Here is a 15,478-nt window from a genome sequence, read left to right as displayed (position 1 = left end):
CGCTCCCGGGAAGTGGGCCCCGGCGACCGGGTAAAGACTTTCCAATACGAGACGGTCTCGTATTGAAAGTGGTCTAGGGTCGTCGTCATGTCCATACCGTCCGGCGCCCCTGCCGCCGAGTCCCGTGTCCCGGAAGCGGTCCACCGCCGCCGCTGGGCCATCCTCACCGTTCTCATGTTCAGCCTGCTCATCGTGGTGCTGGACAACTCGATCCTGAACGTCGCGGTCAAGACGATCGCCAGCCCCGCGCCGACCGGCATCGGCGCCACCCAGAGCGAGCTCGAGTGGGCCATCAACTCCTACACGCTCGTCTTCGCCGGACTGCTCTTCACAGCGGGCCTGCTCGGCGACCGCATCGGCCGCAAGAAGGTGCTGCTGGCCGGCATCCTGGTCTTCGGTATCGGCTCCGGCCTGGCCGCGCTCTCCACCACGCCCGGCGAGCTGATCACCTGGCGTTCCCTGATGGGCTTCGGTGCGGCGTTCGTGATGCCCGCCACGCTCGCCGTCCTGATGAACGTGTTCGAGCGCGACGAGCAGCCCAAGGCCATCGGCATCTGGGCCGGCAGCGTCGGCCTCGGCATCGCCATCGGCCCGATCACCGGCGGTCTGCTCCTGGAGCACTTCTGGTGGGGCTCGATCTTCCTGGTCAACGTCCCCGTGGTGATCGTCGCGCTGATCGCCATGGTCATCCTCGTACCGGACTCCCGGGACCCGAACCCGGGCCGGGTCGACCCGCTGGGCGTCCTCCTGTCCATCGTCGGCCTGGTCCTGCTGGTGTACGGCATCATCCGCGGCGGCGAGCTCGCCGACTTCACCGACCTCACGGTGCTCGCGCCGCTGCTCGGCGGGCTGGTGGTGCTGGCGGTCTTCGTGTGGCACGAGAAGCGCAGCAGCCATCCCTCCATCGACATCTCGTACTTCAGGAAGCCGGCCTTCTCCGCCGCTGTCGCCGCCATCGCGCTGGTCTTCTTCGCGCTGATGGGCGTCACCTTCTTCTCCGCCTTCTACCTCCAGAGCGTGCGCGGCTACAGCGCCCTGCAGTCCGGACTGCTCATCCTGCCGCTCGCCGCCGCGCAGATGATCTTCGCGCCACGCGCTCGGCTCGTCGTCGACCGGTTCGGCGCCCGTGCGGTCTGCACCGTCGGCATGCTGCTGGTCGCGGGCGGCCTCGCGGCCTTCGCGCTCTTCGACGCGGACACCCCCGTGTGGGTGATGTGCGTGGTCTTCTTCGTACAGGGCACGGGTATGGCGCACATCATGCCGCCGGTCACCGTCGCGGTGATGCAGGCCCTGCCCCGCGAACGGGCCGGCTCCGGCTCGGCCATCAACAACACGTTCCGCCAGGTCGGCGGGGCGCTCGGCATCGCGGTGCTCGGCTCGGTGCTGTCCACGGTCTACCGCGGTGACATCGAGGGCCACCTCGCAGGCGTCCCGGCCGCGGCGCGGGACGTGGCGGGCGAGTCGATCGAGGCGACCCTCGGCGTCGCGGCCAGGATGGGCCCGGCGGGCAAGCCGCTCGTCGCGGCGGCGAACGACGCGTTCATCTCGGCGATGCACGTCACGGCCCTCGGCTCGGCGGCGGTGGCCCTGGCAGGAGCCGTGGTGGTGGGCCTGTTCCTGCCGGGCAGGCAGCAGGCCCCGGGCCAGGACGAGAACCGGGCCACCCCGGTGGCGGAGGACGACAAGGTCGCCTCCGGCCCGTCCGGCGCCTGACGCCTGGGACGCCCTCTCCAGCCTGTCCGGCGATTGAGGACAAGACGGTGCCCGGAGCGGCCCGTGCGAGGCCCGTTCCTCGCCCGGGCCGCACCGGGCCGGTCCGGCTCCCTCGGGCCGGTGCTACTCCCTCGGGCCGGTCCGGCACACTCGAGCCCGTCCGGCGATTGAGGACAGAGCGTCACGCCGGACGAACCCGGCACCCGACGCCCGCCCCACCCCGGCCCCGGCGGTCGCCCCGCCCCCCGCCGGTCGGCGAGAATCAGGATGAACGGCGAACGACGAGCGGCGTACGGCGCGGCGAGAGGTGACCCACGTGCAGGCGGCACAGGACCACGCACAGGACCAGGCTCAGGACGCCCACCCTCAGGACCGGGCTGAGGACCCCCACGTACAGGACCGGCCCGAGGACCCGCAGGGCCAGGACCCCGAACCCCGCCGCGGCCGCCCCCGCAGCGCCGCCGCCGAGCGGGCGATCCTCGACGCCGTCGTGGAGCTCCTGGAGGCCGGTGAACCCCTCGCCGGCCTGTCCATCGAGCGCATCGCCCGCACCGCGGGCGTCGGCAAGGCCACGATCTACCGTCGCTGGAGCGGGAAGGAGGAGCTCTTCGTCGACGTCCTGCGCGACATCGAACCCGCCGACCCCACCGTCTCCGGCACCGAAGGCCTCGCAGACCTCCGCCTCCTGCTGGAATGCATGCGTACGCGTGGCCTCGCCCAGCGCTCCTCCGTACTCCTGCACAACGTGTTCGCGCAGATGAAGAGCCACCCCAAGCTGTGGACCGAGTACCAGTGCACGGTGATCGCGCCACGCCGAGTCGCCATGCTGGCCGCCGTGCAACGGGCCGTGGACGCGGGCGAGCTCCGCGACGACCTCGACGCGGAGCTGATGGACGACCTGTTCCTCGGCCCCATGCTCGTACGCACCGTCCACCGCCCCGACGCACCCCTGCCGGAGGACCTCGCCGACCGCATCATCGGGATCCTGCTCCAGGGCCTCGCACCGAAACCGCAGGTCACGGCCGGGAAGCCGACAACCGCTCCTGTGTGAACGTTCTGTCACAAGCCACCACAACCACCCTTCCGGCCGGAACCCACGACGCCCCGTCCATCGTCCTGATGGCAGTACGGCCGTCGTCGACGGCACGAAGAGCGTTGCCCATCGCCTAGGGTCGTGAGGCGCGGCGATGTGTACGGCAAGGCAGTGAGGACAGCGCAATGGTGCAGGCGTACAGGGCGGACACCGAGAACGCCGGCACGGGTCCGCAGGGACCCGGGCCCCGCCTCAGGGCCCTGCGCCACAGACTGGCGACGGACCCGGGAATCTGGCGGCGCGGCATCCTCCTCGCGCTCTGCTCGGTCCTCCTGACCCTGATGATGATCTTCCACGCGGAGATCCCCAACACCATCGGCAACACGGGCAGCCTCATCGAGACGTTCCTGCCCTGGTTCGGCCTCCTCGTGCCGCTGCTGCTGCTCCTCGGCCTCGTCCGGCGTTCGGCGACCGCACTGATCGCCGTACTCCTGCCGGCCGTGGTCTGGCTCAACCTCTTCGGCGGACTCCTGTTCGCCGACAAGTCGGGGACCGGCGGAGACCTCACCGTCGCCACGCACAACGTGAACGCCGGCAACCCCGACCCCGCGGGCACCGCCCAGCAGGTCGCGGGATCCGGTGCGGACGTCGTGGCCCTGCAGGAACTGCCAGGCGGCAAGGTGGCCGCGTACGAGAAGGCGCTCGCCGCCCGCTATCCGCACCATTCGGTACAGGGCACCGTCGGCCTGTGGAGCAAGTACCCGTTGACGGACTCCCGCCCCGTCGACATCAAGCTGGGCTGGACCCGCGCGATGCGCGCCACGGTCAGCACGCCACAGGGCTCGATCGCGGTGTACGTGGCCCATCTGCCGTCCGTACGGGTCAAGCTGCACGCGGGCTTCACCGCCAACCAGCGGGACAAGAGCGCCGACGCGCTGGGCGAGGCGATCGCCGGTGAACGGCTCGAGCGGGTGGCCCTGCTCGGCGACCTCAACGGCACGATGAACGACCGCTCCCTGAACGCGGTCACCGCCCAGATGCGCTCCACCCAGGGCGCGGCGGGCGACGGCTTCGGTTTCAGCTGGCCGGCGTCGTTCCCGATGGCACGCATCGACCAGATCATGGTGAGGGGCGTCGAACCCCTGGCGTCCTGGACCCTCCCGGCCACGGACAGCGACCACCTCCCGATCGCGGCCCGCGTCGAACTCTGAGCCCTGGCGGGTACTCTCTCCCCATGCCCAGCCCCGAGTCCGACAGACTCCGGCCACCGGACCGCCGGTGGCCGACCCGCAGCGCCGAAGGCCTCTGACCTCAGCGGTCGGTGAGCCTTCCCCCGTCGCGTCGTCTACCACCGCCGGATCCCGCGGTGTGGGCCGACTCCCCTGTCCGTGAGAACACCGGGCATTCCACCGCGTTGCCGTTCCCCGCGCCCCGGCGCGCACGGACGGGCGCGGCCCGCACCCCGACGAACACCGCTCGTTCCTCCGACGGTTCCGTACAAGGGGTCTTCTTCTCATGCCATTTGCTGTCTACGTGCTCGGGCTGGCGGTCTTCGCCCAGGGCACATCGGAGTTCATGCTGTCGGGCCTGCTCTCGGGCATCGCCACCGACCTCGACGTCTCACTGGCCGCCGCCGGGCTGCTGACCTCGGCCTTCGCGATCGGCATGGTGATCGGCGCACCGCTCGCCGCCCTGGCGGGCCGCACCTGGCCCCGGCGCCGGGCGCTGCTGTTCTTCCTCGGCGTGTTCATCGCCTCCCATGTGGTGGGTGCGCTGACCCCCGGCTACGGGGTGCTGCTGGCGACACGGGTGGCCGGGGCGCTGGCCAACGCCGGCTTCTGGGCGGTGGCCCTGGTCACCGCGCTGGCCATGGTCGAACCGCATCTGCGGGCGAGGGCCACCGCCGTGGTCGTCGGCGGGGTGACGGTCGCCTGTGTGGTGGGTGTGCCGGCCGGTGCGCTGCTCGGTGAACTGTGGGGCTGGCGCTCGGCGTTCTGGGCCGTGGCCCTCGTCTCCGTACCGGCGGTCCTCGCGCTGCTGCGGACGATTCCCGGCGGGCGCTCCCACGGCCTGGCGCACGTGAGTGCCCGCACCGAACTGCGGGCCCTGGCCCGCCCCCGTCCGCTGCTCACCCTGCTGGTGATGGCGCTCGTCCAGGGGGCGACCTTCTGTACGTTCTCCTACCTGGAGCCGCTGGTCACCCGGGTCACCGGCCTCGGCGCGGGCTGGGTCCCCGCCGTCCTCGCCCTGTTCGGCGTGGGCTCGTTCGCGGGCGTCGCCCTGGCGGGCCGCATCGCCGACGCCAGGCCCGGCACCGTCGTGGCCGTCGGCATGGTCGCGCTGGCCGCCGGCTGGGCGGCCCTCGCACTGACCGCCGGGAACCCGGTGGCCGCCCTCGCCCTGGTCCTCCTCCAGGGCGCGCTCGCCTTCGGTACGGGTACGGCGCTGATCACCCGGGTCTTCCACCAGGCCCCCGATGCCCCGACCCTGGCGGGCTCCTTCGCCACGGCCGCCTTCAACGTGGGCGCCGCGCTGGGCCCTTGGCTGGGCGGCCTGGCCCTCGGAGCGGGCTTCGGCTTCCGCGCACCGGTCTGGGTGAGCGCCCTGCTCATGTGCCTGGCGCTCGCGGGGGCGGGGGCGCTGTCGCGCGAGCGGTTGCGCTTGCTGCCCGGGGCGCGGCACGACTCCGCCCGTGATCTTCTTCACCGGACGGACGAGGTCGCCTAGGCCCTGACCCGGCACCAGCAGGTCACCGTACGTATCCTGACCAGCCATGCCGATGCCACCGAGCAGCGGCGGAGGTGTCCGGGCCGCACCCCGCCGCAACGGCTCGTTCACCTCCGGGCATAAAAGGTCTGCGACACTTTGTTCCGGCTGAATACTTAATCCGGACCGGCAACGAAGCCGAAGCTCCCTCCACCGTTCCGAAAGGCTCCCTCCATGCCCCTGGCCCTGCTCGCCCTCGCTGTGAGCGCCTTCGGCATCGGCACCACCGAGTTCGTGATGATGGGCCTGCTGCCCAACGTCGCGGACGATCTGGGAACGTCCGTGCCCACCGCCGGCTACCTCGTCTCGGCGTACGCGATCGGCGTCGTCCTGGGCGCCCCGCTGCTCACCGCCATCGGCTCACGGGTTCCGCGCAAGCGGATGCTCCTGCTGCTTATGGCCCTGTTCACCGTGGGCAACCTCGCCTCGGCGTTCGCCCCCGACTTCGGCTGGCTGCTGGCCGGACGGCTGCTGGCCGGACTGCCGCACGGGGCGTTCTTCGGGGTCGGAGCCGTCGTCGCCGCGCGGCTCGTCCCGGACGGGCGGCAGGCCCGCGCCGTCGCGACCATGTTCCTCGGGCTGACCGTCGCCAACATCGTCGGCGTGCCGGCGGCAACCCTGCTCGGCCAGCACCTCGGCTGGCGCGCCACGTTCGTCGTCGTCTCGGTGATCGGGCTGGGCGCCATGGCCGCGCTGGCCCGGCTCGTCCCGCAGATGCCCGTCGACTCCCACCAGGGCCTGGGACGCGAGATGAAGGCCATGGGCAACCGGCAGGTGCTGCTCGGGCTGCTCACCGCGGTCCTCGGGTTCGCGGGGGTCTTCGCCGTCTACTCGTACCTCTCGGCCATGACGACCGAGGCGATGGGCTTCGGCGAGTCCTCGGTGACGCTCGTCCTGGCGCTCTTCGGCATCGGGATGACCCTGGGGGCCCTGGCGGCCGGACCGCTGACCGACCGGGCGCTGCGGCCCACGCTCTACGGATCGCTGGCCGCCCTGGCCGTCGTACTCGTGGTCTTCCCGTTCACCGTGCACGTGCAGTGGGCGGCGCTGGTGATGGTGGTGCTGCTCGGCGGGATCGGCTTCATGACGACCACGCCGCTGCAGATGCTGGTGATGAACAAGGCCAAGGACGCCCCCACGCTCGCGTCCGCGTCCAACCACTCCGCCTTCAACCTGGCCAACGCGGGCGGCGCATGGCTCGGTGGCGTGGCCATCGCGGCGGGCTGGGGCTGGACGTCGCCGGCCCTGGTCGGTGCGGTTCTGGCGGTCGTCGGTCTCGCGGTGGCGGTCACGGCGGGTCTGATGGACCGCACGCCTGGGGTCTCCCGTGTCGTGACCGGCGGGGCCGCGGCCCGAAGCAAGCAGGAAGCCGGGGTGCGCTGACCGCGCACCCCGGCCCCTGGGGGGCGTACACCGGACCGGTCCGGTGTACGCCCCCACGCGCGTGGTCAGGCCGACTCGCGCCACCGGTTCGTGATCGGCAGGCGGCGGTCCTTGCCGAAGCCCTTCGGCGAGATCTTCGTGCCCGGCGGGTACTGCCGCCGCTTGTACTCCGCGGTGTCCACCATCCGCAGGGTCTTCGCCACCAGCTCCGCGTCGAAACCGGCCGCCACGATCGCCTCCAGGCCCTGGTCCCGGTCGACGTACATCTCCAGGATCCGGTCCAGCACGTCGTAGTCGGGCAGCGAGTCCGTGTCCACCTGGTCCGGGCGCAACTCGGCACTCGGCGGCTTGGTGATGGAGGCCTCCGGGATCGGCGGGATCTGCCCGCGCTCCTCGGCGGCCCGGTTGCGCCACTTCGCGAGGCGGAACACCGACGTCTTGTACACGTCCTTGATCGGCCCGTACGCGCCGACGGAGTCGCCGTACAGCGTGGAGTAACCCACCGCCAGCTCGGACTTGTTGCCGGGCGCGAGCACGATCTGGCCCTCCTGGTTGGAGACGGCCATCAGCATCGTGCCGCGCAGCCGCGACTGGAGGTTCTCCTCGGCGAGACCGGTGAGCCCCAGCGACCCCATGTACGCGTCGAACATCGGCTCGATCGGCACGGTGCGGAAGTTCAGCCCGGTACGCCTGGCAAGCTCGGCCGCGTCGCCCTTGGAGTGGTCCGAGGAGTACTTCGACGGCATCGAGATGCCGTAGACGTTCTGGGCCCCCAGCGCATCGCAGGCGATGGCCGCGACCAGCGCCGAGTCGATGCCGCCCGAGAGACCGATCAGCACACTGCTGAAACCGTTCTTCGCGGCGTACGCGCGCAGCCCCACGACCAGGGCGGAGTACAGCTCCTCGTCGTCGTCGAGCCGCTCGGCGTAACCGCCTGCCAGCTCCGCCTCGTACGCGGGCAGGGGCTCCTCGGAGATCACCACGTGGTCGATGCGCAGTCCGTCGTTCACCACCCCGGACGGCGCCTCGGCCGCGGCGGCGGGCAGCTCCAGATCGAGGATCACGCTGCCCTCGGCGAACTGCGGTGCGCGGGCGATCACTTCGCCGTTCCCGTCGACGACGATCGAGTCGCCGTCGAAGACCAGCTCGTCCTGGCCGCCGATCATCGCCAGGTACGCGGTCGTGCAGCCGGCCTCCTGGGCACGCTTGCGGACCAGTTCGAGCCGGGTGTCGTCCTTGTCGCGCTCGTACGGCGAGGCGTTGACCGACAGCAGCAGTCCCGCCCCGGCGGCGCGGGCGGCCGGCACACGGCCGCCGTCCTGCCAGAGGTCCTCGCAGATCGCGAGCGCCACATCGATGCCGTGGATCCGTACGACGGGCATCGAGTCGCCCGGCACGAAGTACCGGAACTCGTCGAACACGCCGTAGTTGGGCAGGTGGTGCTTGGCGAAGTTCAGCGCGACCCGGCCACGGTGCAGTACGGCGGCGGCGTTGCGCGGGGACCCCGCGGGCTGCCCGTAGCGCGGCGCGGCGTGCTCGGAGCGATCGAGGTAACCGACGACGACCGGCAGATCGCCGAAGCCCTCCGAGTCGAGGCGGGCGGCCAGCGCGCGCAGCGCCTCCCGCGAGGCCTCGACGAAGGACGACCGCAGGGCCAGATCCTCGACGGGGTACCCGGTCAGCACCATCTCGGGGAACGCCACGAGGTGGGCGCCCTGCTCGGCGGCGTGCCGGGTCCAGTGGACGATCGACTCGCTGTTGCCGGCGAGATCACCGACGGTCGCGTCGATCTGGTTCAGTGCGAGACGTAGTTGAGGCACGCCGCCCAGTGTAATCGTCTCTCTGACGCGATGTCCCGGAGGGCGGCCACGAACCGCGACTTCCGACCCCGGCGAGCCGGGCGCCCGACGGCCCGACGGCCCTCGGGGGAGGGACGCCGGACCGGGACGTTCCGCCCCCCGCGGCAACCCGGGAACGGGCCGACGGAGGGCGGAGCGCGACGGGGAAGGGGGCCGGGTCAGGAACCGGAGTAGACCTGCTCCGCCCAGCCGGCCACCTGCTCGTCCGAGAGGTGCCGCGCCAGGTCCGCCTCGCTGATCATGCCGATGAGCTTCTTGTTCTCGATCACCGGCAGCCGGCGGATCCGGTGGCTCTGCATCTCCTCGAGCACCGCGTCGACATCGGCGGTCGCCTCGATCCAGCGCGGTGTGCCGTCGCAGAGCTCGCCCGCCGTCAGCTTCGACGGATCGTGCCCCGACGCCACGCACTTGATCACGATGTCGCGGTCGGTGATGATGCCGACCATCCTGTCCTGCTCACCATTGGCGGACACGGGCAGCGCGCCCACCTTGTGGTCGCGCATCATCTGCGCTGCGCGGTCGAGCGTCTCGTGTGCCGGGATCCAGTGGGCCCCGGTGTGCATGATGTCCTTGGCGGTGGTCATGGGGATTCCTCCTGCGTGCCGATGGGCACGGCCGTACGGCCCGAGCGAACCCATCGTCATGGGTCCGTTCGGAGTACGCGACCGCTGTCACCCGTTCGGGTGCACGCCGAGGCCCGGCCACTCAGGGACGGGGTGCCGCACCCCGTGCCGCGAGCATGTCCGCCATCAGGTCGAGCTCGGACCGCTGGGCCTCGGCCATGCCCTGGGCGAGGCGCTTCTCCACCGCCACCGTGCACTGCTCCGCGCAGCCGCGCGCCATGTCGACGCCGCCCTTGTGGTGGTCGGTCATCAGCTGCAGAAAGAGGATCTCGGCCTGCTTGCCGCGGGCCGCCCGGAGTCCGTCGAGCTCCGTCCTGGTGGCCATGCCCGGCATGAGGGCCCCGTCGTGGGCCTTGAACCCGGTCTCCGAGCCCTCCGTGTGGTGCGCGGCATGCCGGTGGCCGGACATCCACGCCATCGGTTCCTGCCCGGCGGGAGCCGTCTTCGGCAGCTCCCACAGGTCCAGCCAGCCGAGCAGCATGCCCCGCTGGTTGGCCTGCGTGTTGGCGATGTCGTACGCGAGGCGCCGCACGTCCTCGTCCCGCGTACCGTCACGCACGATGAAGGACATCTCCACCGCCTGCTGATGGTGCACGGCCATGTCGCGCGCGAAGCCCGCGTCCGCCGACTCCGCCGAGGGGGTACGGGGATCCGGGACGGCCCCGTCGTCCCGGGCGGCGGCGACCGTCGCCGCCCCGGCGAACAGCAGGGCCAGCGTCACGGCGGAGCCGGCCACCCACCGCGTACGGCGCGTGCGCGGCGAGCTCACCCGTCGATCCCGCCCGTGCAGGGCGCACCCGGCTCGGGCGTCTGCTTGCCCTGGACGTACTTCGCGAAGAACTGGGCGACCCGCCGGTCGTCCGCACCGTCCACCGTGACCTGCTTGCCCCAGGCGCTCAGCATGATCGGGCCGGCCTGGCCCTCGTAGGGGCTCATCAGCGAGAACGGGGTGCTCCCGACCCGGGCAGCGAGCTTCTTGACATCGGCGTCCGCGGCCTTGTCGTTGTACGTCACCCAGACCGCGCCGTGCTCCAGGGCGTGCACGGCGTTGACGTTCGGGACGGCCTTTTCGTATACGACGCCGTCGCAGTTCAGCCAGGCCGGATTGTGGTCACCGCCGACCGGCGGCTCCATGGGGTACTTCACGGCGGTCGTGACGTGGTTGCGGGTCAGCTTCTTCGCGTCCCAGGACTTCTCGTCCGCGACCGGCTCGGCTGCCAGCTTCTCCTTCTCCTGCTCGGTCTGCTTGGCGTCCTGGGCCCGGCTCTCCGCGTTCCGGTCGTTCGCCTCCGACCTCTCCAGCAGCATGTACGTGCCGAAACCGAGCAGACCGGCGACCACGGCGGCGCTCACGCCTATGGCGACGACACGGTTGCGGCGATCGCGCGAACGGTCGGCCTTGCGCATCTGCTCTATGCGGGTCCTGCGGTCGAAGCTCATGTCGTCGGGTCCTTCTGCCAAGGGGGAGGGAGGGACGGAACGGGCCGGGAAAACGGGTGCGCACAGGGCTGTCGGGAGGCCGCCGCGCCCCTTGCACACCATGGCCGCCGATCGTAGTGGGTGGCCGAGTGCTCTCTCTCACACCGTGTGCGTAATCTGGGTGAAATCCCGGGTCGTGATACTGGAGTGTCTCCCCTACCCCGGGCGGTGGTGCACGGACCGTCTGAACTGCAAGGATGTGGCTATGGACAAGCAGCAGGAATTCGTCCTCAGGACGCTTGAGGAGCGAGACATCCGCTTCGTACGGCTGTGGTTCACCGATGTACTCGGTTACCTCAAGTCCGTCGCCGTGGCCCCCGCCGAGCTGGAACAGGCCTTCGACGAGGGCATCGGCTTCGACGGCTCGGCCATCGAGGGCTTCGCCCGTGTATACGAGTCGGACATGATCGCCAAGCCGGACCCGGCCACGTTCCAGATCCTGCCGTGGCGCGCGGAGGCCCCCGGGACGGCGCGCATGTTCTGCGACATCCTGATGCCGGACGGCTCGCCCTCCTTCGCGGACCCGCGCTACGTGCTGAAGCGCATCCTCGCCAAGACCTCCGACCTGGGTTTCACCTTCTACACCCACCCGGAGATCGAGTTCTTCCTGCTGAAGAACAAGCCGGTCGACGGCAGCCGCCCGACCCCCGCCGACAGTTCCGGCTACTTCGACCACACCCCGCAGAACGTCGGCATGGACTTCCGCCGCCAGGCGATCACCATGCTCGAATCGATGGGCATCTCGGTCGAGTTCAGCCACCACGAGGGCGCCCCCGGCCAGCAGGAGATCGACCTGCGGTACGCGGACGCGCTCTCCACCGCCGACAACATCATGACCTTCCGCCTGGTCATGAAGCAGGTCGCGCTGGAGCAGGGCGTGCAGGCGACGTTCATGCCGAAGCCGTTCTCGGAGTACCCGGGCTCGGGCATGCACACCCACCTCTCCCTCTTCGAGGGCGACCGCAACGCGTTCTACGAGTCGGGCGCCGAGTACCAGCTCTCCAAGGTCGGCCGCTCCTTCATCGCGGGCCTGCTCAAGCACGCCGCGGAGATCTCCGCCGTGACGAACCAGTGGGTCAACTCCTACAAGCGCATCTGGGGCGGCTCCACCCGCGCCGCGGGAGCGGGCGGCGAGGCGCCCTCGTACATCTGCTGGGGCCACAACAACCGCTCCGCGCTGATCCGCGTCCCGATGTACAAGCCCGGCAAGACCGGATCGGCCCGGGTCGAGGTCCGCTCCATCGACTCCGGCGCCAACCCCTACCTGACGTACGCGGTGCTGCTCGCCGCGGGCCTCAAGGGCATCGAGGAGGGCTACGAACTCCCGGCCGGCGCCGACGACGACGTCTGGGCACTCTCCGACGCCGAGCGCCGCGCGATGGGCATCGAGCCGCTGCCGCAGAACCTGGGCGAGGCGATCTCGCTGATGGAGAAGAGCGAACTGGTCGCGGAGACGCTGGGCGAGCACGTCTTCGACTTCTTCCTGCGCAACAAGAAGCAGGAGTGGGAGGAGTACCGCAGCGAGGTCACGGCCTTCGAACTGAAGGCGCTCCTGCCGGTGCTGTAATCGCAGGTCAGCGCCGTTAGAGCGCGTGGATGTGGCTTCGGGCCGACGGTGTGATTCCGTCGGCCCGAAGCTGTGTCAGGAGGGCTGGGCCGTCTGTGGGCCGTGTGATGTGGGCACCGACGGCCTCGTTCGTACCGTCCAGGACCTTTCGGGTGCGGCCTTCGCTGCCCGGCATGGTGTGGACCCACAGCGCGTGCAGGCCGTGATCGCGGGCTGCCTGGTGCTCCGGTCCTGGGACCGTTCCTTCGAACCTGATCGAAATTGGTCGCAGTAGAAGGCCTGATTACCAGAGTCTGGTGGTCCACGGTGTCGGGGTCTTGATGCGCGGAAGGCGCTCCTGCCGCTGCTGCAGGGGCAGTTCAGACCTGTTCCGGTGAACGCACGCTTCGGGCCGATGGTTTCGTACCGTCGGCCCGAAGCCGTTTCGCACGTGCTGGGCCGTCTGTGGGCCGTCCGGCGTTCCGGGGCGTCAGCGGAGTTCGTACGCGACCGCTTCCCGGATCTCCTCGGGCAGGCCGTCGTACGCGGCGAGCCGGCCGAGGGCCGCGCGGCTCCCGGGCACGGACTTGGTGCAGCTGAGCGCGCCCACGGCCTTTTCGGCGGCCATGCCGCGCTGGACGTAGAGCTCGGCGAGGTCCATGAGCCACGGCGTGAGGGCGGCCTCGTCGTCGACCATGAGGCCGCACCAGTACAGGGTCTGCTCGGCGATCCATGCGGTGATGCGGCGCGTCCAGATCTCCTGGAAGCCGGCCGTGGCCAGCCCGCGACGGGCGCACTCGGCCTCGGCCTCGGTCATGCGTTCGGCCGTCACGTGCCGGGCGTAGGGCATGCGCTCGCGCAGGACGGCACGGATCTCGGTCCACTCGGGGTACGCGTCGCCGCCGGAGTCGTGGAGGACCGTCTCCTGCGGCGGCTCCGGACCGGCGAGCGGCTGGGACGGCAGACAGGCTTCCAGCACGGCCCGTGCGTAGGAGAGGGTCTCCTCGTCCTCCTTCTCGGTGGTCCAGATGAAGCCGTTGTCCCACGGGTACGGGTAGGCCCGCAGCACCCCCGGCAGCAGCGGGGTTTCGTCGGTGGCGGTCACGAGACTCCCAGGTAATCCATCGCGCTCTTGGGGTCGTTCATCTTGCCGGAGTCCAGCGCCGCCCGCTTGTCGGCGTCGCTCTTGGCATTCCACGCGGCGTCCATGGCCTTGATCTGCTGCGGCGTGAAGTCCTGGCCGGCGATACGGACACCGAGCCCGTTCTCGGCGAAGGTCTGCGCCGGAGTACCTCCGGGCGTGACGTTGTTCTTCTTGTCCGTCTGGTAGCCGTCGAAGATCTTGTGCCAGTCCTTCTTCTGCTCGATCTCGTAGCGGGCGGCCCTCGGCGGGGTGGCTCCGTCCTCCTTGGCCCAGTCCGCGAGCCGTTTCGCCTGGGCCGGGACGGTGTACTTGGTGGCGGCGTTGGCGGTGTTCTTCACCTCGACGGCGTGGATGTTGCCGTCCTTCCCCTTGTAGAGGACGTCGACGTCGTCGACACCGCTGACATCGACCGTGGTGCCGTCGCCCATGTCGACGGTCTGGCGGCCCTTCTTGGCACCGACCGCGCCGTAGACCTTGGTGCCCTCGGCGGCCTCGGAGACCGCGCGCCGGGCGGCGCTGACCTCGGCCAACGACTCGGCCAGCTTGTGCCGGTTGCCGGACTTGAGCACCTCGGACGCCAGCGATCCCCGGGTCTGGGTGTCGATGGAGGTGTCCTTCAGCATGCCGTCGAGTTCATCCAGCGCGGCCGCCAGCTCCTCCTTGCTGTACTCGCCCTTGCTGTAGTCGGGATTGTCCTTGGCCTTCGCGACCAGGTCGTCGATGGCCTTCTCGTTGAGGTTGAGGCGGTCCGACTTGGGCGTCTTGCTCTTGTCGCGGGCATCGAGGATCGTCTGCTTGACCTTGGCGGCCACATCTCCGAGCTCGGCCGCGTCGGCCACCCTGTCCGCCTCGTCCGCCTGCTCCTGCGCCTCACGGGCGTCGTCCGCCTCGGCGCCTTCGCAGCCGCCGGGGCCCGGCGCCGCGACGAAGCCCACCGGAACGGCCGCGGGCGCGGCCGCGAGGACGACGGTGCCACTGCCGGGCCCGCCGAGGGGGCGCGGGACGCCTCCGCCGTACGGGACGAGACGTGCGCCGCCCAGAGCGGCGAGCTTGCATTCGCCCGCCTCCTCGACCTTCTTCCTCGCGTCGTCGGCGACGTCCTGGGCTTCGTCCGCAGCGTCCCGGGCGCCCTTGGTGTCACCGGCACCCACAGCCTTGCGGGCACGGCCCGCCGCGTCCTTGGCCTTGTCCACGGCCTCGGTGACGGCTCCGGCGATCTTGCCGAGGCGGCCGAGCTTGCCGAGCTTGGCGGCGGCCTTGACCTCGCCGTAGCCGGGGATGAACAGCGAGCCGACGTTCCAGATGACGTTGCTGACCGCCTGGGTCTCCTCGCCGCGGTTCCAGCTGTCGCGTACGTCATCGCCGATGAACATGTCGTCCAGCGGCTTCACGACGACGTCGACGCCGCTCCCGCCCCAGTCGGTGAGCGCGTCCCAGTAGTCGCCCCTGTCCCACTTGTCGCCGGCTTCCTGGGTGCCCTCCTTCCAGGGGTCATCGAGCGTCTTGGCGTAGTCCCAGAGGCCGGTGACGCTGTCGATGGGGTGAATGATCGTGTCCCAGGTGTCGGTGACATCGCCCCACAGACCGTCCACGACGATGCCCTCGCCGACCTGGCCGAGCTGGTCCAGGGTGCAGCCCCAGAAGCCGGAGCACTCCTTCTTCTCGTCGCCGCCGTCATCGCCGTCATCGCCGTCCTGCGATGCCCCGCCGTCCCCGATCTGCTCGTACGGGTCGGTCGGGTCGCCGTCCTCGTCGTCCTCGGAGCCGGGCGGGCCGTCACCAGGGCCGGTCTGGCCGCCGGTGGCGCCTTCAGTACCGCCGGTGGTGCCGCCTGTGCCGCCGGTGGTGCCGCCTGTGCCGCCGGTGGTGCCGCCTGTGCCGCCGGTGGTGCCGCCTGTGCCGCCGGTGGTGCCGCCTGTGCCGCCGGTGGTG

Annotated in this window: 11 protein-coding genes and 1 pseudogene; 6 read left to right on the top strand and 6 right to left on the bottom strand. The window is 70.7% G+C overall.

What is annotated here, in order from left to right:
* Positions 1–87: 87 nt before the first annotated feature.
* From ABZS61_RS00825 to ABZS61_RS00805, 5 genes are all read left to right on the top strand, one after another.
* Positions 88–1,713, top strand: a complete 1,626-nt coding sequence (locus ABZS61_RS00825) for an MFS transporter (RefSeq protein WP_356414043.1) — start codon at positions 88–90, stop codon at positions 1,711–1,713.
* Positions 1,714–2,020: 307 nt separating this feature from the next.
* A complete protein-coding gene (locus ABZS61_RS00820; RefSeq protein WP_356414040.1) occupies positions 2,021–2,764 on the top strand; it encodes a TetR/AcrR family transcriptional regulator in 744 nt (247 codons plus the stop codon).
* Positions 2,765–2,931: 167 nt separating this feature from the next.
* On the top strand, positions 2,932–3,957 hold the full coding sequence (locus ABZS61_RS00815) for an endonuclease/exonuclease/phosphatase family protein (RefSeq protein WP_356414036.1): 1,026 nt from the start codon (positions 2,932–2,934) through the stop codon (positions 3,955–3,957).
* Positions 3,958–4,261: 304 nt separating this feature from the next.
* Positions 4,262–5,473, top strand: a complete 1,212-nt coding sequence (locus tag ABZS61_RS00810; protein ID WP_356414033.1) for a Cmx/CmrA family chloramphenicol efflux MFS transporter — start codon at positions 4,262–4,264, stop codon at positions 5,471–5,473.
* A gap of 213 nt (positions 5,474–5,686) precedes the next feature.
* A complete protein-coding gene (locus tag ABZS61_RS00805) occupies positions 5,687–6,895 on the top strand; it encodes an MFS transporter (protein WP_356414030.1) in 1,209 nt (402 codons plus the stop codon).
* A gap of 65 nt (positions 6,896–6,960) precedes the next feature.
* Here the strand turns inward: ABZS61_RS00805 and ABZS61_RS00800 are convergent, their stop codons facing one another.
* From ABZS61_RS00800 to ABZS61_RS00785, 4 genes are all read right to left on the bottom strand, one after another.
* A complete protein-coding gene (locus ABZS61_RS00800; protein WP_356414027.1) occupies positions 6,961–8,715 on the bottom strand; it encodes an NAD+ synthase in 1,755 nt (584 codons plus the stop codon).
* A gap of 197 nt (positions 8,716–8,912) precedes the next feature.
* Positions 8,913–9,338 (bottom strand): CBS domain-containing protein, encoded by a 426-nt coding sequence (locus tag ABZS61_RS00795; RefSeq protein WP_351181821.1) that lies wholly within the window; start codon positions 9,336–9,338, stop codon positions 8,913–8,915.
* Between the two features lie 121 nt (positions 9,339–9,459).
* Entirely contained in the window at positions 9,460–10,146 is a 687-nt protein-coding gene (locus tag ABZS61_RS00790) for a DUF305 domain-containing protein (protein WP_356414023.1), read from the bottom strand.
* Positions 10,143–10,817 carry a DUF3105 domain-containing protein gene (locus tag ABZS61_RS00785; RefSeq protein ID WP_356414020.1) on the bottom strand — a complete coding sequence of 225 codons (675 nt, stop codon included), beginning with the start codon at positions 10,815–10,817 and terminating at the stop codon, positions 10,143–10,145. Before ABZS61_RS00785 ends, ABZS61_RS00790 begins: the two co-directional genes overlap by 4 nt.
* Before the next feature lie 244 nt (positions 10,818–11,061).
* On the opposite strand from ABZS61_RS00785, the gene glnA reads away from it, so the two are divergent.
* Positions 11,062–12,423 (top strand): type I glutamate--ammonia ligase, encoded by a 1,362-nt coding sequence (gene glnA / locus ABZS61_RS00780; RefSeq protein WP_351181830.1) that lies wholly within the window; start codon positions 11,062–11,064, stop codon positions 12,421–12,423.
* A 469-nt stretch (positions 12,424–12,892) separates the two neighbouring features.
* Here the strand turns inward: glnA and ABZS61_RS00775 are convergent, their stop codons facing one another.
* Together ABZS61_RS00775 and ABZS61_RS00770 are read right to left on the bottom strand one after the other, a co-directional pair.
* Positions 12,893–13,507, bottom strand: a complete 615-nt coding sequence (locus ABZS61_RS00775) for a hypothetical protein (RefSeq protein ID WP_356414018.1) — start codon at positions 13,505–13,507, stop codon at positions 12,893–12,895.
* Positions 13,504–15,478 (bottom strand): annotated as a pseudogene (locus ABZS61_RS00770) (hypothetical protein); the annotation flags it as partial. The gene ABZS61_RS00775 and the pseudogene ABZS61_RS00770, both read right to left, overlap by 4 nt.

The sequence above is a fragment of the Streptomyces sp. NPDC005566 genome (assembly GCF_040605575.1).
Classification (GTDB): Bacteria; Actinomycetota; Actinomycetes; order Streptomycetales; family Streptomycetaceae; genus Streptomyces.
This window is presented reverse-complemented; position numbering and strand designations above follow the sequence as displayed.

Bases quoted from the DNA above. Each gene is read 5' to 3' on its own strand.
- ABZS61_RS00810 (WP_356414033.1), top strand. From the start codon at position 4,262: ATGCCATTTGCTGTCTACGTGCTCGGGCTGGCGGTCTTCGCCCAGGGC.
- ABZS61_RS00805 (WP_356414030.1), top strand. From the start codon at position 5,687: ATGCCCCTGGCCCTGCTCGCCCTCGCTGTGAGCGCCTTCGGCATCGGC.
- ABZS61_RS00785 (WP_356414020.1), bottom strand. From the start codon at position 10,817: ATGAGCTTCGACCGCAGGACCCGCATAGAGCAGATGCGCAAGGCCGAC.
- ABZS61_RS00815 (WP_356414036.1), top strand. From the start codon at position 2,932: ATGGTGCAGGCGTACAGGGCGGACACCGAGAACGCCGGCACGGGTCCG.
- ABZS61_RS00795 (WP_351181821.1), bottom strand. From the start codon at position 9,338: ATGACCACCGCCAAGGACATCATGCACACCGGGGCCCACTGGATCCCG.
- glnA (WP_351181830.1), top strand. From the start codon at position 11,062: ATGGACAAGCAGCAGGAATTCGTCCTCAGGACGCTTGAGGAGCGAGAC.
- ABZS61_RS00825 (WP_356414043.1), top strand. From the start codon at position 88: ATGTCCATACCGTCCGGCGCCCCTGCCGCCGAGTCCCGTGTCCCGGAA.